An 18,808-nucleotide genomic window follows, 5' to 3' on the forward strand; every position below is an offset into this window, starting at 1 on the left:
CGTGGGGCCGTGTCAAACGCGGGCCTGTTGCTCCAGATAGATGAGACCGAGGCCGCGCATCAGCTTCGTGGCGAGATATCCCTCCTCGCTGCTGAACGCCGCGCCACCCGCGAAAGCTATTCCCTCGCAACGGTTTACGACGTTGCCGTTGCCGTCGGTGGTGACGAACGTGCGGTCGCGCGAGGCCTTGATGTTGCTCGCGAGCTTGTCGAGCGCGAAGTCCCAGGAAACCTTGGCCCATTCGGTGGCGCCGGGCGCCCGGTACATCGGGCTCTCGACGCGACGGCGGGAGATCGCCAGCTGCAGCGCGGACGCGCCCTTGGGGCACAGCCGCCCCTCGTTGACCGGGCTGTCCGGGTCGCCCTCGATTTGCAGCAATTCGACGTGGCCGTCCGAGGCCTTTTTGGTGTACGCGAGGAGCGCACACCCGACCGCGCAGTAAGGACAGATCGTGCGGGAGACGGTCGCCCCCTCAATCCGCAAGCGCTGCTTGACCTTCGTCGCCTCGGCGAGGTCGAATCCGAGCGGTGTGACGCCCACCGCGCCGAGCTGGAGGAAGTGCCGGCGGCTGACATCCATAAACATGATGCTATGCCCGAATTGGCGAGTGTCAACCCGAGCGGGGTCTGTAGGCTGGCCTGCGTGCTGCTCACGTTTCGCCTGGCCGAACCATCGGACGCGCCCGCACTCGTCGCACTGCGCGACTCGGCGGCGCGCTGGATGGCGGCCGAAGGCATCGACCAATGGCGGGTGGGGGAGATGACCGAGGAACACTTCCGCAAGCGCGTGGCCGAGGACGAGGTGTGGGTGGCGGAGACGGATGGGCGCATCGTTGGCGCCTTTGAGCTTTGGTGGAGCGATGAGCGCGCGTGGGGGCCGCAGCCGCCGATCGCCGGATATGTGCATCGGCTCATGACCGACCGGGAGGCCGCGCCGCGCGGGACGGGGCGGGCGATGCTGGCCACGGCCGAGGAGCGGATCGTGGCGGCAGGGCGGCGCCTGGCCCGGCTCGACTGTGCGGCACACAATGCCGGGCTGCGCCGTTACTACGCCGGAGCCGGATATCGCGAGGTCGGCGAGCAGGCACAGACGCTTGGGTCACGCTATCCGGTGACGCTGTTGGAGAAGGAGCTGACGGCATGAGGGTGGGCGTGGTCCTGGAGCGCAATCCGGTCGACCTCATCGCGTGGCTCAACGACGCGGCCTCGTACGACGCGGCCGGAGCGGATGCCCTGTGGGTCGACTTGGACCGAAAGTCCACTGTCGACATTGCCGCGCTCGCCGGGGCACTCGCGGCCATCACCTCTCGGGCGTTGCTCGTCACCGGGCCTGTGCCGCAGGCGTCCGCCGACACGGTCCGCAGGCTGAGCGGCGACCGCCACCGGATCATCGCCGACGAGGCGGACCGCTGGGTCACCGTCTCGCTGCCGTCAGACCGTGCCGCCTGGCAGGCCCGGCTCGGCGACGCGGCCCGGCAGGGGACGCACGGCATGCTCGTGCCCGCTGATCCGCGCCTGCTTGACCTGCTCCGCAACCCCGGCGACCCAGGCGAGCGCGGCGACCTCCAGCTCGCGGTCGGCTGAATGGCCGCGTCCTCAGCTCCGGCCGCCGCCGTTGCGCCCTCGACGGCGCACCCACCATCCGCGCCCTCCACGCCCATGCCGCAGGCGCCATCGAAGTCATGGCCTGCGGCGGCATCCGCGCGTCCAACGCCCGCCAAGTCTTAGCCGCCACCGGCGTCGCCCACCTCCACGCCGCCCCGCTGCGGAACGTGAGCGAGCCAACCGCAGGCGGCGACGTCTCCTTCGGCCCGCACCACGAAACCGACCCCGCCGAAGTCGTCGCCCTGTTGGCCGCGGTCAGGGGATCCTGATACCGGAGGCCGAACTGAGGTCGGTCCTAGCGGTGTGCGCGGATCGTTACATCGCCGGCTGGCACCTCGATAGCCTCATAGCCGGTGGGTGGCGGCGGCCTCGGGCCGCTGGGCCTTGGCTTGGTACATGGCCTCGTCGGCGCGGTCGATGAGGGTGGCGGCGGCGTCGGGGTCGAGGTCGGGGCCGAGGCCGAAGGCGATGCCGATGGTCGCTCCAATCACGACAGTGTCGTCGCCGAGGCTGAACGGGCGGGCGAGTTCGTCACGCAGGAGGGCGGCCAGGTGGGAGACTTCGTCCGGGCAGGCCTGCCGGGACAGGATGAGGAACTCATCGCCGCCGAAACGCCCCACCAGGTTGCCGTCGGGCACGCAGGCGAGCATGCGCCGGCTGACATCGACCAGCAGGCGGTCGCCGCCGGTGTGGCCGAGCCGGTCGTTGACCCCCTTGAACCCGTCCAGGTCGCAGAACAGTACGGCGCACGTGCCCGGCCGCCCGAGCTCCTCAGCGAGCCGTGCGGTGAACTCCCGCCGGTTGACCAGGCCGGTCAGCGGGTCGTGCGTGGCCTCGTGGCGCAGGGCGAGTTCGGCTCGGGTGCGTTCGGCCGCCAGCCGCCCGATGCGCAACATGACCAGCGGCACGATGGTCACGCCGCCGGCCACGAGGAACAGCCCGTCGAACGACAGCCCGAGCAGCGAGCGGATCCCGATGACCAGCGGCACGGACGCCAGCGAGGCCCCGAGGAACACCAGCCGGGCGCAGCTGAGCGTGTCGGCGGGCACCCGCGCCGGGTTGGCCAGCTGCGCCGACGACGGGTCGAGCCCGAACAGGCCGACCGAACCGTACGCCGCGAGAAACATCATGGATGCGACGACGCGCCCGGTCTCGCCCGGAAACGCCACCATCGTCACCTTGGCGGCCAGAGCCAACGCGACCGCGGCGAGCAGCAAACGCAGGGCGGGCACGCGCGAACCGGCCGACAGCACGAGCCGCACGAGCGCGCCAAGCACACCGCTGAGGATGAACACCGTGGCGAACACCCAGGCCCGCCGGCCCGCGTCAGCACCCACCAGCTTCGGCGCGAGCAGCATCGCCCACAGCAGCCCGCCCGCCGCCAGCGAGAAGATCGTGGCGTCGATGAGCCCGCCGGTGTCATTGCGGCCGCGCCTGGCCACGATGGTGAGCACCCCGATCAGGAACAGCAGATTGCTGACCGTGTCGAACGCCTGCGCCGGCCCAGGGATCGCGCCTGCCGGCCATCGGAAGAAAACGGTCGCCACGCTGCTTGCCGCCAGCGCGCTCAGCAGGAGCCACCAGGGCCGGCGATCGCCGGTCGCGGCCCGCCGGAGCCCGGCCGTGACCGGTACCAAAGTGATCAAAGTGACGAGCAGGTATTCGACATTTCGCAACAGCGAAGGCAGCAACGGATAGACCGCGATCAGCGCCGCCGACGCGAGCGCATAGGCCGGGGCGGCACGGCCGAGGGGCCGCGCCGCCACGGTCGAGCTCGCAACCGACGCCATTGCCGCTAGCCTATTCCGTCGCTTATCGTTCAGTCGGGCATAAGACTCCACCGATCAGGCAAATCAATCGGTATCCACAGTGCTTTGCGGCCCCGTGAACCAGTGCCGCGCGCTGAGCCGCCACCACAGCCAGGCGCCGCCCAGCACCACCGCCACGGCGACGATCGTGTAGTTGAACGTCCGGGGCGTGATCGGGCTGGCCGGCGGGAGCACGAACAGGACGCCGATGACGCCGACCCACACGATCGCGGCCCAGCCGATCACCGGGCTCCACCGCCCCAGGTTCCACGGGCCGGGCTGGAAGTCGGGCCGCAGCCGGCGCAGGAGCACCGGCGCCACATACGAGATATAGAGGCCAATCACGGCGATAGATGTGGCCGCGTAGTACGCGGTCGAGTTCCAGATCGAGGGCACCACGAGCAGCGTAGAGCATGCCACGCAGAGCCAGATCGAATTCGTCGGGGTACCCGTCCGGGGATTGACCTTCCGCCACCATCGCGAGCCGGGCAGGGCGCCATCCCGGCTGAACGCGAAGGCCATCCGCGAGTTGGCCGTCACCGACGCCATGCCGCAGAAGAACTGGGCCACCACGCACACGAACAGCAGCCAGATGCCGAGCTGCTCACCGGCCGCGTCGATGAAGATCTGCGCGGGCGGCAGGCCCAGCGCGGTGGTCCGTGCGGCCTCATAGTCCTGAATGGACCATGTGATCGCCGTGAGCAGGAAGAACCCGGCGATGACCGAAACCACCACCGACATGACGATCCCGCGTGGCGCCGCCCGTGCCGCGTCGTGCGTCTCCTCGGCGACGTGCGCGCTCGCGTCGTACCCCGTGTAGGTATATTGCGCCATCAGCAGTCCAATCAGGACGGCGTAGACGGCCGCGCCCGCGAACGTGAAGCCGGTCGCGTTGTGCACCTCGAAGAACACCTCTGACAGCGGCTTGTGCCGGTCGGGCACGATCGCGAGCACCCCGACGATGAACGCGACCCCGAGCAGATGCCACCACGCGCTGATGTCGGACAGGATGCGCACCAGGTTGACGCCGAACGTGTTCAGCAACCCGTGCAGCACGATGATCACGAGGAACACCAGAAACGTGCGCTCCGGCGTCACCTCCGGCCCGAAGTTGAAGCTGATGAACGCCATCGTCGTGATCGCGGCGCCGAAGTCGATGGCGGCGGTGACGGCGATCTCGCCCAGGAAGTTGAACCAGCCGACAAACCACGCCCACGCCGCCTTGTTGCGCCTCGCGAGCGCGTGCGACCACCAATACAGCGCGCCGGCGGTGGGATAGACCGAGCACACCTCGGCCATCGCGAGCGCGACAAGGGTCACCATCCCGCCGACGAACAGCCAGCCCAGCGTGATGGCCATGGGACCACCCGCGGCCATGGCGATCGAGTACGACGTGATCGCGCCGGCCAGGATCGAGATGATCGAGAAGGAGATCGCGAAGTTGGAGAAGCCCGAAAGCTTGCGCCTCAGTTCCTGCTTGTATCCGAGTTCCGCCAATCGTTGCTCATCACTCACGAGGTGTCCTCCCGATTGACCATGCAGTTGGTGTCACGACACGCCGTCGAGAATGGACCTAGGTTCGTGATCGACGGATGTGTATCTTGGTCAGGGTAACAGCCACGAGGATGATCGCGCCGTGTGCGGCGGGAAGCCATTGCGCGCCAAGGCCTGCAGCGTTCAGCACGCCGTTGAGTAGCGCGATCACCAGCACACCGCACAGCGCGCCGAACAAGGTGCCCTGGCCGCCGCTCAGACTCACACCCCCGATCATCGCCGCGGCGAGGACCATGAAGATGAGGCTCGGGCCGGGTGGCGCCTTGTCGACCGAGCCCAGGAGGCCCGCCAGCGAGGCGATGACACCACCCGCCACGAAGATGATCCACAAGACCGGCTTGGTCTGCACGCCCGCCGCCCGTGCGGCGTCGAGGTTGCCGCCGATGGCGTAGATCGCACGGCCGTATCGGAAAAACTGGAGAAAGACCATGGCCGCGGCGAACAGCAGCGCACAGATCCAGATCGATGCGGGCAGCCCGAGCCAGCGCGCCCGGCCCAGATAGGCGACCGAGGCGGGGACCGAAGACGACCCTTCGCCGAAAGCAAGCCCGGCGTGCAGTCCGCCCAGCACGACCAGCATGCCCAGTGTCACGGCGAACGCCGGCAGCCGGAATTGCAGGATCATCAGGCCGTTGGCCCCGCCGACCACGGCCCCAATGAGCAGCACAAGCGGGATCGCGAGCCACACCGGCAGCCCGACGCCGAGTCCGCCCGCCGCCACCGGCAGCACGAGCCCGATCGCGAGCGCGGGCGCCAGCCCGGCCGTGGACTCCAGTGACAGGTCGATCCGCCCTCCGATCAGGATGACCGCCTCGGCCAGCACGAGCAGGGCGAGCTCGCTGTGCCGGTGAAGCAGATCGATCAAGCCCGATAAAAATCCGGTGTCGAGCAAAACGCCCGCACCCAGCAGCACGCCTATCACCGGGAGCAGCACCAGGTCGCGAAGTCTCACGGGCTCACACCTTCTATCGCCGACACGACGCCGGATTCGGTCCAGCCCTTCGGGGCTTCGAGCGCGACCCGGCCGTGGAACAACACCAGCACCCGGTCACAGATCCGCAGATCGTCGAGATCGCCGGACACGAGCAGCACGGCCACCCCGTTGCTCGCCGCCACCTTGAGCGAATTCAGCAGCGAAGCCTTGGCCCGCATGTCGACCCCGGCGGTCGGATTGACCGCCACGAGCGCTTGCGGTTCAGTGGCCAGCGCACGGGCGAGCACGACCTTTTGCCCCTCCCCGGCCGGGAGCCGGCCGACCGGCTGCCGCGGCCCGCGGGCCTGGATGCCGAAGTCGGCGATCGCCTTGCTTCCCGCCTCGCGCACGAGTTTGGGGGAGAGGACACCGCGCCGCGTCAGCCGCCCGGCGATCGGCAGGGTCACGTTTTCGGCGATCGACAGCGCCGGGATGAGCCCGGCGCGCGACGGCATGTAGCCGACGTCCACCGGCGCTATCGTGCCCGCAGAAGGTGTGCGCACGCCTGCCACGCACTCCGCGAACGCGATTTTGCCACTGCTCGCCGAGCCCGTGACGCCAACGATTTCGCCAACGCCCACGTCGAGATCGATGCCCTCGAAATGGTCCACAAGCGACAGCCCCGCCACGCTGAGCACGACCTCACGTGCAGGCTCCTCCTCCACCTTCTTCTTGCGCCCCTTTGGTTTCGGCTTAGGAGCCTGCGCGGGCCCAGCCTCGATCGCCAACGGTCCGGGCTGTCCCTCCCCGGTGAGCGCGTGCGACAGGTCCCGATGGGACAACCCGTCGACCGCTGCCGACAGCACGCTGCGACCATCGCGCAGCACGGTGACCGCCTGGCAAATGTCATACAGCTCTTGCATCCGGTGCACGACATACAGAAACGTCACGCCGTTGTCCTGCAACGCCCGCATGCTCGCGAACAACCTGTCGATCGCGGCACCGTCGAGCCGTGCCGTCGGCTCGTCGAGGATGACGAAACGCGCGCCGGTCGACACCGCCCGCGCGATCTCCACCAGCTGGCGCTGCTCGACCGTGAGCTCCTTGGCCAAAAGCGAGGGCTTTACCGGTACCCCATAGCCTTCAAGAATGTGGGAAGCCCGCCGCCGCAACGCTTTCCAGTTGATCAGTTGCCCGTCGGTCTGCCGGTTCAGGAAGAGGTTTTCCGCCACGGTGAGCTGCGGGATGAGCAGCGGTCGCTGGTGGACGCACGCGACCTTGCCATGCCACGCCGGGCGGTCGGACAGCGGAGGCGCGGCCTGCCCGTCGAAGCGCACCCGCCCGCTGTCCGGTGTGGTCAGTCCGGCCAGGATGCGCACCAGCGTGGACTTGCCCGCGCCGCTGTGCCCGGCCAGCCCGTGGACCTCGCCGGCCTGGGCCGCGAGGTGCACGCCGGACAGGGCCTGCGTCGGCCCGTACCGTTTCGAGACGCCATGCGCCGATGCCACTACCGCGGACACGGTGAAGAGAATGCGTCCGATCAGGCCATCGGCACAAGGAGGTTCTTCAATCGAATATCCCCTTGATGCCGGGCTGGCCGGAAATAAGCCTCCGCGCTATCGCGCGAGCGCGGGGAGCGGGCACTGCAGGATCGAGCACACGGTGCGCAGCAGCTCCAACTCGCTGACCGACATCTGCCGGTCGTGGCCGATGACCGCGACGCACGCCCGCACCAGCTGCTCCTTGCCCTCCGGGTTGAGCTCGCGCAGGGCGTGCCAGCCGGACTCCAGCTCCAGCACACCGCGCGGCGGCGGCACGTAGGCCGCGGGCTGCTGCCCGGGGAACGCGATCGCGAACCCCTCGGCGTAGGCGGGGCCCGGGTCGGGCCCGCCCGCCTGGGCGAGGACCGCGAGCAGCGAGGCGGCCTCGGCGGCGCTCTTGCGCAGCGGCCGGCGCTCGCTGTGCCAGTGCGGCTTGGGGTGCATGTGCTGGTACAGGTGCTCGTGCAGCATGGCGGACAGGCAATATTCGAACACGCTGATCCGGCCGTCCGCGTGGATCAGGGCATAGATGGCGTTGAGTGCCTCCCGCTGCTCCGGCTCCGTGCGGTGGCGCAGTGCCGAGAATCCCAACTCCGCCAACGGCAATCGCAGCAACGGGTCCAAGGTGGACAGCACCGATGCCTCCTGCGCGCACGCGTCGGCGACGGGCTGCCCGTAGAGCCCGGCCAGATCGGACAGCTGCCGCGACCGCACCTGCGGGTCGGACGACAGCAGCAGCCCCAGGATCAGCGGGATGACGTGGTCGACGCTGCGCGCCCGATCCTGTATGCCCGGCGGGATGCGCCCGAGCAGCGCGGTGGCGTGCTGATAGGAAGCCTCCGTGGGCGAGCCGATGCTCGACACCACATCCTCCGGCAGAGCCTGCACATTGGACGCCTCCGCGAGCCCGAGCGTGCGGTCCTCCTCCAGCCCCATGGGCGGTGTCCGTGCCCACCGCTGCGCCAGCACCTGCAACTGGGCCGGGTCGAACGTCGGGTCGAGCGCCTTGATCCGGTCCGGCAGCGGCGGGTGGGTCGCGAAAAGCTCGCGCAGCTTGCCCGCCGCGAACAGCATGTGCGCGACCTCCTCGTTTTTCGGCGCGGCCAGCGTGGACCCGGCCGGCAGGCCCGCGATCTTCTTCAGCGCTCCCGCCAGGCCCGCCGTCTGCCGCGTGAACTGCACAGCGCTCGCATCGGCGAGGTATTCCCGTTTGCGCGACACCGAAGCCTTGATGATCCGTCCAATCAGGACGCCTATGTAGCCGGCGACGAGCAGCGCGATCCCGATGAGCGGCAGAGGATTGGCGCCGCCCTTGCCGTCCCGCGACCGGGTGAACGCGCCCGCGCGCAGGATCGTCTCGCCCATCACCGCGAGGAACAGGATGCCGAACAGCAGGCCCATCAGCCGGATGTTGAGCCGCATGTCGCCGTTGACGACGTGGCTGAACTCGTGCGCGATGACGCCCTGCAACTCGTCGCGGTTGAGCCGTTCGAGCGCGCCGCGCGTCACGGCGATGGCGGCATCCGATGTGGACCAGCCCGCGGCGAAGGCGTTGATCGATCCTTCGTTTTGAAGAACATATATTTCCGGTACCGGTACCCCGCTCGCGATCGCGATCTCCTCGACCACGTTGCGCAGCCGCCGCAGCTGCGGATCGGTGGTGTCCTCGGGCACGTAGTCGCCGCCCAGCTCGCGAGCCACCCTCCCGCCGCCCCCACGCAGCGTGGCCATGCGATAGAGCGTGGCGACCGCGATGCCGCCGGCCGTCGCGAGCGAGACGACCCCCACGATCCCCCACAGCCGCGCGGGAGACGACGTGCCGAACGCGTTGAGCGCGATCAGCACGGCCAGGTCGACGGTCACGATGATGCCCACGACCGCGATGGCGAACAGCAGCACGAGCCGCACGGACATGCGGCGCAGATCCCGTTGCCGGTCGAAGAAGTTCATCAGAACTGGACCCTGGGCGCCTCGCGCTCCTGCGGGTTGTCCGTCTCGAACAGCGCGGCCGGCGCGAAGTTGAACATGCCGGCGACCACGCTCGACGGGAACGTCTCCCGCTTGTTGTTGTAGTTCATGACGGCATCGTTGTAGGCCTGGCGCGCGAACGCGACCCTGTTTTCGGTGGAGGTCAGCTCCTCCGACAGTTGCATCATGTTCTGGTTGGCCTTGAGGTCGGGGTAGGCCTCGGCCAGCGCGAACAACCTGCCCAGGGTCTGCGTGAGCATGTTTTCGGCACCCGAGAGCTGCTGCATGGCGGCCGGGTCTCCGGGGTTGGCGGCGGCCGCGGTCTGCGCGCTGACGGCCCCGTTGCGCGCCTGGATCACGGCGTCGAGGGTCTCGCGCTCGTGCTTCATGTAGGCCTTGGCCGTCTCGACCAGGTTGGGTATGAGATCGTGCCGCCGCTTGAGCTGCACGTCGATCTGCGCGAAGGCGTTCTTGTAGGTGTTGCGGGCCCGCACCAGTCCGTTGTAGACAGAGACGGCATAGCCAACGATGACCAGCGCGAGCAGCACCAGGCAGCCGATACCCACTAACCATTCCATCCCGCCAGACTAACGGTCATGACCGACAGCCGGGGCGAGGACCGCCGAATTCGCAGGGCGCTGGTGACGGGCGCGGGGCACGGGATCGGCGCCGCGATCGCGCGGGCCCTCGCCGACGACGGGTGCCCGGTGGCGGTCCATTATCGACGGACCGGTCCGCCTTCGGGTTTTGACGTGGCCGCGCAGGGCGATCTCGCCGAGCCGGGGTGGTCGACCGGGTGGTGCGCGGGTGCGGTCTCGGCCTTGGCGGCTGGACATCGTGGTGCAACGCGGATCATCTGGTCGGGCGGGTGCCGGTGGCCGGCATGTCCGATGAGCACTACCAGCAGGTGATGGACGTCAACTCGGGCACCACCCTCCGCTAATTTGACTGGAATCAATCCAGACTGTGAATTGGAACCATTCAAGAATCGCGATTTTGTCTTTTGCATCGTGGGGCGCGATGGCTCGCGCCCACGACGACTCTGTCGCGCCACGACGAATCTCCGGCGTGTGGCAGCCCGGGCCCGTCTTCAGGCGTGTGGCAGGCCCGGCCCCCTTCAGGCGTGCGGCAGGCCCGCGACGCCGGAAACAATCTCGGCCTGCAGTCGGCGCAGGTCGTCTCCTGGCTCCACGTCGAGCTCCGCCGCGAGGATCTCCTGGGCTCGGCGGTACACCGCTAGGGCTTCGGCGCGCCGCCCAGACCGGGCCAGGGCGATCATCAGTTGGGCGTAAAACCGCTCGTGGAACGGGTGATCCACGATCAGTCGGGTGAGTTGCGGGATGACGTCATCGTAGAGCCCGATTTGCAGACAGGCCTCGATGCGTAGCCCGGTGGCGGTCAAGCGCAGCTCGTCAAGCCGGGCAATCTCGTGTTGCGCTGCGGGTAGGTGCCGGGCTCCGCACAGTGCTTCTCCGGTCCAGAGATCAAGCGCCGCGGCCAGTTGCCGCGCTGCCACCTCCGTGTGACCCCTTTGCAGCGATTGGGTACCCGCCTGAACCAGCGCCTCAAACTCGAGGATGTCGAGTTGGTCCTTCTCCAGGCGCATCATGTAGCCGGGCAGCACGGTGAGCAGGAGCTGAGGCTGTGAGCGCGGCGCCCGTTCGGGCTCCAACTGTCGCCTTAGGACGGACACATGCGCCTGCATCACGAGCATGGCCGATCGCGGTGGCCCCTCCGGCCAGAGCCACTCCGTGAGCTCGTCGAAGGACACGAGCCGGTTCGCCCCCGCGAGCAGCGCGATGAGGAGGGTACGCCGCTTTGCGCCCTCGATGTGCACCGGCCCCCGTGGGCTGAATACCGCCAGCGGTCCCAGGATCGCGAATCGCATCGCACCTCCTGATTTGCATTCATGTATTTCACTCACAAGTTAGACGCAAGTCGTTGGAAAGTCGCCTGCAAGTGGTATTTCGCAGGATGATGGCATGAAAACAATGCCAAACGTCGATGTAGTTATCGATTTCTACCGGCGGCGATCGTCCTGGCTGCTATTGGGATTCACCGCCGTAGTCATGATCTACCTCGGCGGCGCAGCCGCGTTCCTTCTCCACGCCGTGATTTTGGGCGAGGGGGGTCCAGCGATCAGCCCTGTGGTGCACTGGTTCGTGGACTCGACAGCCGGAGTCTTCGCGCTAACGCCCGTGCTCTTCGTGCTCCTGCCCTTCGCCACACGGTACGCCATGGTGGAGCCCGGCGCACTTCGGCCGCATCGTTTCGCCCTGTTCGGCGGCGCGTGGTTCGCCCTAGCCACGACGCCAGGCCCGATTTTGCACGACGCCTTCATCAGCCGCGGCACGTGGCTGGCCGACAAAATCACTGAAATTTTCGGTGATGGACGCGCACTCGAACCGGCGAAGGATGTTCCGCTCGCGCTGAGCATGACCTACCAGTTCACGTACGGGCTGCCCGTCTACGTGGCGCTCATGTGGTTGGTGATCGTGTTGGCCCGGCGAGCCGTGATGCGGTAGCGCAAAGGATCCGGAGGCTGGGGCGGGACACCGCTCCGGCCTCCGATGTGGACGGGCGTGTCGCCGGACCCCGTGTGATCGTCTGCGGCAGGATGGTCGCCATGTCTTCCCAGTCAGGCGGTCGCGTCCCGGCCTGGCAGCGGGTCACCGAGGGGGAGCAGCGCATCGGCGTCGCCCTCGCCGTCGTGGCCCTGCTGGTCTTGCAGTTCCTCGTGCCGAGGCAGTACGCGTTCCGCCCGGCATGGCTCATCCCCGCGCTGGAGTTGGCGATCCTCGTGGTGCTCATGGCCGCCAACCCGTTTCGCATCAACCGTGAGTCGGCCTTCCTGCGGGTGTGCGGGCTGCTGCTCGTGTCGCTGGCGAGCTTCGCCACGCTGTGGTCGGTGGCGTTGCTCAGCTACGACATGGTCGCCGGGCGCGGCGACCTGCCCGCGGCCGAGCTCGTGCGCAACGGCGGGGCCATCTGGCTGACCAATGTGATCGTGTTTGGATTGTGGTTTTGGGAGTTCGATCGTGGCGGGCCCGCGGCGCGGGCCAACAACCGCATGGAGGCACCGGACTTCCTGTTCCCGCAGATGGCCACGCCCGGTGTGGCTGCGAAAGATTGGGAGCCGGAATTTCTGGACTACCTGTATGTGTCGTTCACCAACGCGACGGCGTTCAGCCCGACCGACGCCATGCCCCTGTCGCGCTGGGCCAAGCTCGCGATGATGCTCGAGTCGGCGATCTCGCTCGTGACCGTCGCGCTCGTGATCGCCCGTGCGGTGAACGTGCTCGGCGGCTGAATCTTGGAAGGTTTTACACGCTATAGCGTGCACAACCTTCCAAGATCTACGCCGCACGACTGGTGAGCAAGCGCGAGCGGGCCGTCGCGGTGGCCGTGAGGGAGGAGCCGACGAGCACGCCGAGGGCGACCGCGATCACCGTGAGGAACGCGTTGATCAGGCCCTGCCCGCCCGGACCAAGCGCGACCAGCCCGGTAACGCCGGCCAACCCCAGCGCGCCGGGCACGAGAAGCCAAAATGCGGGCAGGATGGCCACCTGCGCGGGCGGGCCCTTGAGCTTCTGCACGACGGTCGCGATCGGCACGACCACCAAACCACCGGTGAACGCGCTGAAGAGCGCGCCGCCGACATAGCCCCCAAGCTGTTGCGCGCCAAAGGTTATCAGCAGCATGACGAGCAGCCAGAGCAGGGAGCGCCGGGGCGCCGAACTGTTGACATACATCCCGAGGCCGAAGACGACCACCCCGATGAGCGGGCCCCACCAACCGAGGTCGAGCGGCTGCCCGGCCGGCTGCGGGGTGGCCGCGACGGCGACGCCGACATAAATACCAAAGGTGAGTAGTAGCAACATGTACATGCCCGAGACCATTCGCGAGGCCCCGCTGATCATGGATCGGGTGGCTATCTCCTGCGCGCCGAGCGTCAGCGCGGTACCGGGAAGAAAGGCGACCAGAGGAGGGATGAGCAGAGCTGAGGCGTTCAATCCCAGGTCTGGGCTGAATCGATACGCCAACGCCGTGACGGCGATCGCGGCGATGACCGGGAGCGCGAGCGAGAGCACCTGGACGCGCTCGGCGATCCAGCGCAGCACGCCCACCAGGAACCCGAGCACGGCCAGCGCCGCGAGCGCCCGCCCGTCGCGGACCACGAGCAGCCCGAGACCCACCGTCAGCACGGCGTGCCCGAGCACGCGCGTGAACGCGTTGAATCGGGGCTGCGAGTCGACGATCTCCTCCAGGAGTTTCGTCGCCTCGGCGGGAGGGATGGGTCTGGCCCGGATGTCGGCCATGAGCTTGTACAGGCTGTCGATCTGGTCGAGCCGCAGCGGCGGGCCATCGGCGTTCATGAAATCGACGGTGACCCCGTCGGCGCCCGCAATGCGCACGAAGACTCCCGTTGGCACAACGAGAAATTCGACGTCGCGCACGCCGTAGGCGTCGGCGATGGCCTCCATCTCCTCGGGGATGCGGCTGGCCGCCTCGCCCGCGAGACACAGCGCCACGCCGCAGCGCCGGAGGAATTCGAGCAGGTCGGTCTGGGCCGGGGTCACGCGGGCATTATGAGGCACGTGGAGGTCGCGTGGGCAACCAGCTTGCCCGCTTGATCGGTGAGCTCGGCCTGGGCGAGCGCGGTGCGCCGGCCCCGGTTGAGCACGCGCCCCTCGCAGCGCAGCAGTCCGGAGTCGACGGTCACCGGGCGCAGGAACTTGGTTGTCAGATCGAGCGAGGTGTAGAGCTCGCCGACCTTGAGCGTCGAGTGCACCGAACACGCGGCCGCCGTGTCCAGAAGCGTGGCGATCACGCCGCCGTGGACGCCGCCGAGCGGGTTGTAGTGGAACTCCTGCGCGCGCATGGTGACCGCGACGCGCCCGAACTCGGCTTCGAACCCTTCGAAGTCCATCAGGTCCATAATGGGCGGACGCGGCACCTCCCCGTCGATCATCGCCCGTAGCTGTTGCAGGCCGTCCAGGCCGATGACCTTTTCTATGTTGGTACCGGGTTCGGCCCAGCTGAACGTGCGAGCCCGCGAAATCATGCGAGCAGCGTCGCACCGGTTGCTGAGTCTGTCAACGAGACTTAGCCTTTGTCACATGAGCGAGGGCTTGCCCCGAGTGAATCAACAGTCATGCCCCACGGAGCGAAGCGGAGGGAGGCATTGAAGCCCCCTGCGCTGGCGTACTCCGTCGACAACTGCACGGTCGGGCGGGCCATGGCGGTGCTCGGCGAGCGGTGGACCTTTGTGGTGCTGCGCGAGGTGTTCAACGGGGTGCGGCGGTTCGACGACATGCGCGCCCATACGGATGTGCCCCGGCAGGTGCTGGCCAACCGGCTCGCGCTGCTGGTCGAGGAGGGCATCCTGCGGCGCGAGCCATACCGGGAGCCCGGTGCGCGGCTGCGCCACGAATACCGCCTGACCGAGAAGGGCTTCGATCTCTATCCGGTGCTGGTCGCGGTCCTCGAATGGGGCGACCGCCACCTCGCCGACCCCGACGGGCCCCCGGTCGAGATCGCCCACCGCGACTGCGGTTCCCGGGTCGTCGTGCGACTGTCCTGTGAGGACGGTCATGGCGAGATCAAACCGCGGGACGTGGCACCGCGCCCCGGACCCGGCGCGCGTGCCTTCTCCGCACGGTCCCGGCACGTGTAGATTCTGCCGGGTGAATCCGGGCGCAGGCATCCAAACCAAGCGATTGTTGCTCCGCGGCTGGCGCGAGACCGATCTCGACCCGTTCGCCGCCCTGAACGCGGATCCGGAGGTCATGGAGCACTTCCCGGCCCCGCTGAGCCAGGAACAGAGCGACGTCATGGTGGCGCGGATCGAGCAGGGCTTCACCCGGCACGGCTTCGGGCTGTGGGCCCTTGAGATCGCGGCGACCGGCGAGTTCATCGGGTTCACCGGGCTGTCGCCGGTGTCATTCGAGGCCCACTTCACTCCTGCGGTCGAGATCGGGTGGCGGCTTGCCCGGCACGCGTGGGGGCACGGCTACGCGACGGAGGCCGCCCGTGCGGCGATCGCGTTCGGGTTCGACATCGCGCGCCTGCGCGAGATCGTCTCGTTCACGTCCCGGACCAATGTGCGGTCGCAGCGGGTCATGCAGCGGCTCGGCATGACCCGCGATCCGGCCGACGACTTCGAGCACCCGCGCCTGAGCCCCGGCGGCCCGCTGCGGCCGCATGTGCTGTACCGGCTGGTCAACCCGCGCGCATAGGTTTCGCGTAGCCGCCGTGTAGCCGTACCCCTCAGGATCGGCAGGTATGAGTCCTTCCAACTCGCGGCCGGGCCCCGTCGATCCAGCGGGCCCGAGTCAGGCGGTCGGACCGGCGCATGCCGGTCCATTCCGCCTGGCGGGCTGACGCCATTGCCCTTTGTTGGCGGTGGCAAGGCGGACGTGCTCGTGACGCGGTCGGCTGCGGCACGACACGTTCGCCTTCGGCGTCCGTATGCTGCTGTTTGTGGGTACCACGCATGAGGTCACCAACCAGTCGAGCCCGATGGTCGACTACGACGCGTTCGCCATCGATCGGGGGCTGGCCGAGGGGGTTGCACGCTTGGGCGTTTCGCCCGAGCCGCTGCACGAGCTCGGGCGGTATGCGGGTTCGGCGCACGCGCAGGAGCTGGCACGGCTGGCGCACGCGTATCCGCCCGTGTTGCGGACGCATGATCGGTATGGGCATCGGGTGGACGAGGTCGAATATCACCCGGCATGGCATGAGCTGATGGCCAATGCGGTAGGGGCGGGCGCCCACGCCGCACCGTGGGCCTCCGGTTCGCACGTGGAGCGTGCGGCAGCCGCATATCTGGGCGCGCAGATCGAGGCCGGGCACGGGTGCCCGATCTCGATGACATACGCGATCGTGCCCGCGCTGCGGCACGAGCCCGCTCTGGCCGCGCTTTACGAGCCTGGCCTCACCAGTACGGAGTACGACTTCGGCCTGCGCCCGCCGTCGGAGAAGCGCGGCCTCATCGCGGGCATGGCGATGACCGAGAAGCAGGGCGGCTCCGACGTGCGGGCCAACACGACCCGTGCCACCCCGACAGGCGACGGACAGTATCTGCTGACCGGGCACAAGTGGTTCTGCTCGGCGCCGATGAGCGATCTGTTCCTGGTGCTGGCGCAGGCACCGGGCGGGCTGACCTGTTTTCTGTTGCCGCGCGTGCTGCCCGACGGGACGCGCAACGTGTTCCGGATCCAGCGGCTGAAGGACAAGCTGGGCAACCGGTCCAACGCCTCGTCGGAGGTGGAGTTCGAGGGCACGGCGGCGTGGCGGGTCGGCCCGGAAGGGCGCGGCGTGCCCACCATCATCGACATGGTGCAGATGACGCGGCTCGACTGCGTCGTGGGGTCGGCGGGTCTGATGCGCGCGGCGCTCGTCCAAGCCGTGCACCATTCGTCGTTGCGTCAGGCATTCGGTGCTCTGCTCATCGACCAGCCGTTGATGCGGGTAGTCCTGGCCGATCTGGCCGTCGAATCGGAGGCGGCCACGGCGTTGGCGTTGCGCCTCGCGGCGGCGGTCGACGCGGGCGAGGTCGCGTTTGGACGGTTGGCCACGGCCGTGGCCAAGTTCTGGGTGTGCAAGCGCGCCTCGACGGTGGCGGCAGAGGCGCTAGAGTGCTTGGGCGGCAACGGTTATGTCGAAGACAGCGGGATGCCGCGGCTGTACCGCGAGGCGCCGCTCAACTCCATCTGGGAGGGTTCGGGCAACGTCATCGCGCTGGACACGTTGCGCGCCATGGCAAAGCAGCCCGACAGCGTGACCGCCTTCCATGACGAGCTCGCCCTCGCGAGGGGCGCCGACGCACGGCTGGACTCGGCGGTCAAACGGTTGGAAAAGCAGCTCACCGAGCTCGACCAGGCCACGGCCCGCCGCACGACGGCGCTGATGGCCGTGTGCCTGCAAGCCTCCCTGCTCGTGCGCCACGCTCCTCACGCTGTCGCCGACGCCTTCTGCGCCACCCGCCTGGACGGCGACTGGTCCGGCGTGTTCGGCTCCCTCCCCTCCACAGTGGACACCCAAACCCTCGTGGAGCGCGCCCTGCCCCGCTAAGCCCGGCCTCCACCGGGCTCCGGCCCGAGTGTGGGACGAGTCGGGCTTGAGGCTGCGGGCTTAGCATGCGGGTAGCCGTCCGTTTCGAAGGTGCACATATGAAGATCGCGCAGATTCGCCTGTCCAACCAGCGCATCACCGCAAGCAAGTGTGAGACGCCGGAAGAGGTCGTGCGGTGGCTCGGCGCCGTGCAAGCGCAGGACTATGCCCAGGCGCTGTGGGCGGTCGGTTTGCGCATGCGCGAGGCGACCATCGCCGGCGTGGAGAAGGCGTTGCAGGCGGGCACGATCCTGCGCATGTGGATTATGCGCGGTACCCTCCATTTTATTCTGGCCGAGGACGCCGCCTGGATGCTTGAACTGCTCGGCAAGCGCGGCGTGGCCAAGGCGACGCCGAAGGCCTGGGAATACCACGCGATGGACAAGAAGGCGATGGCGCGGGCAGAGAAGGCGATCGTCGCGGCCCTGAGCGGTGGCAACGTTGTCACGCGCGCGGCGATGATCGATGTGTTGAAGGCGGCCGGCATTCCCAACGACAGGCAGCAAAGCTACTTCATCTTCGGGTTGCTGTGCCAGACCGGTGTGCTCTGCCCGGGGCCGCCTCAGGGCAAGGAGCAGACCTTCGTGCTGCTGGACGAGTGGGCGCCGCGCCAGCGCAAGCTGACATACGAGGAGTCCATTGTGGAGCTGGCGAAGCGGTTCTTTCCCAGCCACGGGCCCGCGACCCTGGCGGATTTCGCGAACTGGACCGGGCTCAGGGTGCCGGAGGCGCAGCTGGGTCTGGACGCGGTGCAGGGCGACCTCGTGTGCGAACGCTTGGGCGGCAAGGAGTATTGGCTGTCCCCGAATTCGAGCGCCGGTGAAGGCACGCATCTGCTGCCCGCCTATGACGAACTGCTCATCGGCTACAAGGATCGCGGCCCGTCGTACGAGAAGTATGGTCCCGTGCCCATCTCCACGCACAACGGCATGTTTTATGCCACGGCAGTGGAGGACGGCCAGGTGCTCGCGCTGTGGAAGCGCACGATCGGCAAGACCCGAGTCACCATCGAAATCCGGCCGGTCGCACCGCTGCACGCCGAAGCGGTGCAGGAGCACGCCGACCTGCTCGGCCGGTTTCTCGGCCTGCCGCCACGGCTCGTCATCAAGGAAGTCACGAAGCCCGGACCCATGCCGCGGGGCTTTCAGAAGGGCAACCCTACCTAGTAGTACTTTGTTATGTTGTGTCGTCGAATGTGCGGTTGCAGATGTGGCATGCGCCGGTGATGACCATGAGTATGGGTTGCAGGAGCCGCAGCACGGCGTAGAGGGTCAGGCCGGCGCATCCACTTTTGGGTCCAGGCGC

General features: G+C 68.1%; 20 protein-coding genes. 10 read left to right on the plus strand and 10 right to left on the minus strand.

From position 1 onward, the window contains the following. Positions 1 to 12 precede the first annotated feature (12 nt). Positions 13 to 579: a hypothetical protein gene (locus DM816_RS42635; RefSeq protein ID WP_162907568.1), complete on the minus strand. Its 567-nt coding sequence runs from the start codon at positions 577 to 579 to the stop codon at positions 13 to 15. Between the two features lie 12 nt (positions 580 to 591). On the opposite strand from DM816_RS42635, the gene DM816_RS17455 reads away from it, so the two are divergent. Genes DM816_RS17455 through DM816_RS45835 form a run of 3 tightly spaced genes read left to right on the plus strand, consistent with a single transcriptional unit; the run spans position 592 to position 1,873 of the window. After that, positions 592 to 1,143: a GNAT family N-acetyltransferase gene (locus DM816_RS17455; protein ID WP_117211319.1), complete on the plus strand. Its 552-nt coding sequence runs from the start codon at positions 592 to 594 to the stop codon at positions 1,141 to 1,143. Beyond that, complete coding sequence (locus DM816_RS17460) at positions 1,140 to 1,583, plus strand: hypothetical protein (protein WP_117211299.1); 444 nt, start codon at positions 1,140 to 1,142, stop codon at positions 1,581 to 1,583. Before DM816_RS17455 ends, DM816_RS17460 begins: the two co-directional genes overlap by 4 nt. Next, positions 1,580 to 1,873 (plus strand): copper homeostasis protein CutC, encoded by a 294-nt coding sequence (locus DM816_RS45835; protein ID WP_117211300.1) that lies wholly within the window; start codon positions 1,580 to 1,582, stop codon positions 1,871 to 1,873. Before DM816_RS17460 ends, DM816_RS45835 begins: the two co-directional genes overlap by 4 nt. A gap of 75 nt (positions 1,874 to 1,948) precedes the next feature. On the opposite strand, the gene DM816_RS17470 is transcribed toward DM816_RS45835, so the two are convergent. The 6 genes from DM816_RS17470 to DM816_RS17495 form a co-directional block, all read right to left on the minus strand. Then, positions 1,949 to 3,394 carry a GGDEF domain-containing protein gene (locus DM816_RS17470; RefSeq protein ID WP_117211301.1) on the minus strand — a complete coding sequence of 482 codons (1,446 nt, stop codon included), beginning with the start codon at positions 3,392 to 3,394 and terminating at the stop codon, positions 1,949 to 1,951. 63 nt (positions 3,395 to 3,457) lie between these two features. After that, on the minus strand, positions 3,458 to 4,927 hold the full coding sequence (locus DM816_RS17475) for an amino acid permease (protein WP_117211302.1): 1,470 nt from the start codon (positions 4,925 to 4,927) through the stop codon (positions 3,458 to 3,460). Positions 4,928 to 4,985: 58 nt separating this feature from the next. Beyond that, on the minus strand, positions 4,986 to 5,918 hold the full coding sequence (locus DM816_RS17480) for an ABC transporter permease (RefSeq protein WP_246002003.1): 933 nt from the start codon (positions 5,916 to 5,918) through the stop codon (positions 4,986 to 4,988). Next, entirely contained in the window at positions 5,915 to 7,399 is a 1,485-nt protein-coding gene (locus DM816_RS17485) for a sugar ABC transporter ATP-binding protein (protein ID WP_117211304.1), read from the minus strand. Before DM816_RS17485 ends, DM816_RS17480 begins: the two co-directional genes overlap by 4 nt. Positions 7,400 to 7,495: 96 nt before the next feature. Then, positions 7,496 to 9,370 carry a M48 family metallopeptidase gene (locus DM816_RS17490; RefSeq protein WP_117211305.1) on the minus strand — a complete coding sequence of 625 codons (1,875 nt, stop codon included), beginning with the start codon at positions 9,368 to 9,370 and terminating at the stop codon, positions 7,496 to 7,498. Continuing rightward, on the minus strand, positions 9,370 to 9,966 hold the full coding sequence (locus DM816_RS17495) for a LemA family protein (protein ID WP_170318831.1): 597 nt from the start codon (positions 9,964 to 9,966) through the stop codon (positions 9,370 to 9,372). The genes DM816_RS17490 and DM816_RS17495 overlap by 1 nt, the downstream gene beginning before the upstream one ends. 206 nt (positions 9,967 to 10,172) lie before the next feature. Between DM816_RS17495 and DM816_RS42640 the strand changes: the two genes are divergently transcribed. Continuing rightward, complete coding sequence (locus DM816_RS42640; protein ID WP_162907564.1) at positions 10,173 to 10,331, plus strand: hypothetical protein; 159 nt, start codon at positions 10,173 to 10,175, stop codon at positions 10,329 to 10,331. 174 nt (positions 10,332 to 10,505) lie between these two features. Here DM816_RS42640 and DM816_RS17505 read toward each other — a convergent pair whose 3' ends face one another. Continuing rightward, positions 10,506 to 11,276, minus strand: a complete 771-nt coding sequence (locus DM816_RS17505; protein ID WP_117211307.1) for an AfsR/SARP family transcriptional regulator — start codon at positions 11,274 to 11,276, stop codon at positions 10,506 to 10,508. A 94-nt stretch (positions 11,277 to 11,370) separates the two neighbouring features. Here DM816_RS17505 and DM816_RS17510 point away from each other — a divergent pair, with 94 nt between their 5' ends. Together DM816_RS17510 and DM816_RS17515 are read left to right on the plus strand one after the other, a co-directional pair. Next, positions 11,371 to 11,913: a hypothetical protein gene (locus DM816_RS17510; protein WP_162907569.1), complete on the plus strand. Its 543-nt coding sequence runs from the start codon at positions 11,371 to 11,373 to the stop codon at positions 11,911 to 11,913. A 101-nt stretch (positions 11,914 to 12,014) separates the two neighbouring features. Further along, positions 12,015 to 12,698: a hypothetical protein gene (locus DM816_RS17515; protein ID WP_170318832.1), complete on the plus strand. Its 684-nt coding sequence runs from the start codon at positions 12,015 to 12,017 to the stop codon at positions 12,696 to 12,698. Between the two features lie 46 nt (positions 12,699 to 12,744). On the opposite strand, the gene DM816_RS17520 is transcribed toward DM816_RS17515, so the two are convergent. Then, complete coding sequence (locus DM816_RS17520) at positions 12,745 to 13,968, minus strand: threonine/serine exporter family protein (protein WP_117211309.1); 1,224 nt, start codon at positions 13,966 to 13,968, stop codon at positions 12,745 to 12,747. Further along, positions 13,965 to 14,453: a PaaI family thioesterase gene (locus DM816_RS17525; RefSeq protein ID WP_117211310.1), complete on the minus strand. Its 489-nt coding sequence runs from the start codon at positions 14,451 to 14,453 to the stop codon at positions 13,965 to 13,967. The genes DM816_RS17520 and DM816_RS17525 overlap by 4 nt, the downstream gene beginning before the upstream one ends. Positions 14,454 to 14,573: 120 nt before the next feature. Between DM816_RS17525 and DM816_RS17530 the strand changes: the two genes are divergently transcribed. The 4 genes from DM816_RS17530 to DM816_RS17545 all read left to right on the plus strand — a co-directional run bounded on the left by DM816_RS17530 (position 14,574) and on the right by DM816_RS17545 (position 18,669). After that, a complete protein-coding gene (locus DM816_RS17530) occupies positions 14,574 to 15,065 on the plus strand; it encodes a winged helix-turn-helix transcriptional regulator (RefSeq protein WP_117211311.1) in 492 nt (163 codons plus the stop codon). Between the two features lie 10 nt (positions 15,066 to 15,075). Beyond that, entirely contained in the window at positions 15,076 to 15,627 is a 552-nt protein-coding gene (locus DM816_RS17535) for a GNAT family N-acetyltransferase (RefSeq protein WP_246002004.1), read from the plus strand. 244 nt (positions 15,628 to 15,871) lie between these two features. Next, positions 15,872 to 17,464, plus strand: a complete 1,593-nt coding sequence (locus tag DM816_RS17540) for an acyl-CoA dehydrogenase family protein (RefSeq protein ID WP_117211321.1) — start codon at positions 15,872 to 15,874, stop codon at positions 17,462 to 17,464. Positions 17,465 to 17,562: 98 nt separating this feature from the next. Further along, positions 17,563 to 18,669 carry a winged helix DNA-binding domain-containing protein gene (locus DM816_RS17545; RefSeq protein ID WP_162907570.1) on the plus strand — a complete coding sequence of 369 codons (1,107 nt, stop codon included), beginning with the start codon at positions 17,563 to 17,565 and terminating at the stop codon, positions 18,667 to 18,669. The last annotated feature ends 139 nt before the right edge of the window (positions 18,670 to 18,808 follow it).

The sequence above is a fragment of the Allorhizocola rhizosphaerae genome (assembly GCF_003426775.1).
Classification (GTDB): domain Bacteria; phylum Actinomycetota; class Actinomycetes; order Mycobacteriales; family Micromonosporaceae; genus Allorhizocola; species Allorhizocola rhizosphaerae.

What these genes read in the sequence shown, in the direction of transcription:
- DM816_RS17515 (WP_170318832.1), top strand. Translation starts at nt 12,015, where the DNA reads ATGTCTTCCCAGTCAGGCGGTCGCGTCCCGGCCTGGCAGCGGGTCACC.
- DM816_RS17455 (WP_117211319.1), top strand. Translation starts at nt 592, where the DNA reads ATGCCCGAATTGGCGAGTGTCAACCCGAGCGGGGTCTGTAGGCTGGCC.
- DM816_RS17505 (WP_117211307.1), bottom strand. Translation starts at nt 11,276, where the DNA reads ATGCGATTCGCGATCCTGGGACCGCTGGCGGTATTCAGCCCACGGGGG.
- DM816_RS17490 (WP_117211305.1), bottom strand. Translation starts at nt 9,370, where the DNA reads ATGAACTTCTTCGACCGGCAACGGGATCTGCGCCGCATGTCCGTGCGG.
- DM816_RS17510 (WP_162907569.1), top strand. Translation starts at nt 11,371, where the DNA reads ATGAAAACAATGCCAAACGTCGATGTAGTTATCGATTTCTACCGGCGG.
- DM816_RS17470 (WP_117211301.1), bottom strand. Translation starts at nt 3,394, where the DNA reads ATGGCGTCGGTTGCGAGCTCGACCGTGGCGGCGCGGCCCCTCGGCCGT.
- DM816_RS42635 (WP_162907568.1), bottom strand. Translation starts at nt 579, where the DNA reads ATGGATGTCAGCCGCCGGCACTTCCTCCAGCTCGGCGCGGTGGGCGTC.
- DM816_RS17525 (WP_117211310.1), bottom strand. Translation starts at nt 14,453, where the DNA reads ATGATTTCGCGGGCTCGCACGTTCAGCTGGGCCGAACCCGGTACCAAC.
- DM816_RS17460 (WP_117211299.1), top strand. Translation starts at nt 1,140, where the DNA reads ATGAGGGTGGGCGTGGTCCTGGAGCGCAATCCGGTCGACCTCATCGCG.
- DM816_RS17545 (WP_162907570.1), top strand. Translation starts at nt 17,563, where the DNA reads ATGAAGATCGCGCAGATTCGCCTGTCCAACCAGCGCATCACCGCAAGC.
- DM816_RS17495 (WP_170318831.1), bottom strand. Translation starts at nt 9,966, where the DNA reads ATGGAATGGTTAGTGGGTATCGGCTGCCTGGTGCTGCTCGCGCTGGTC.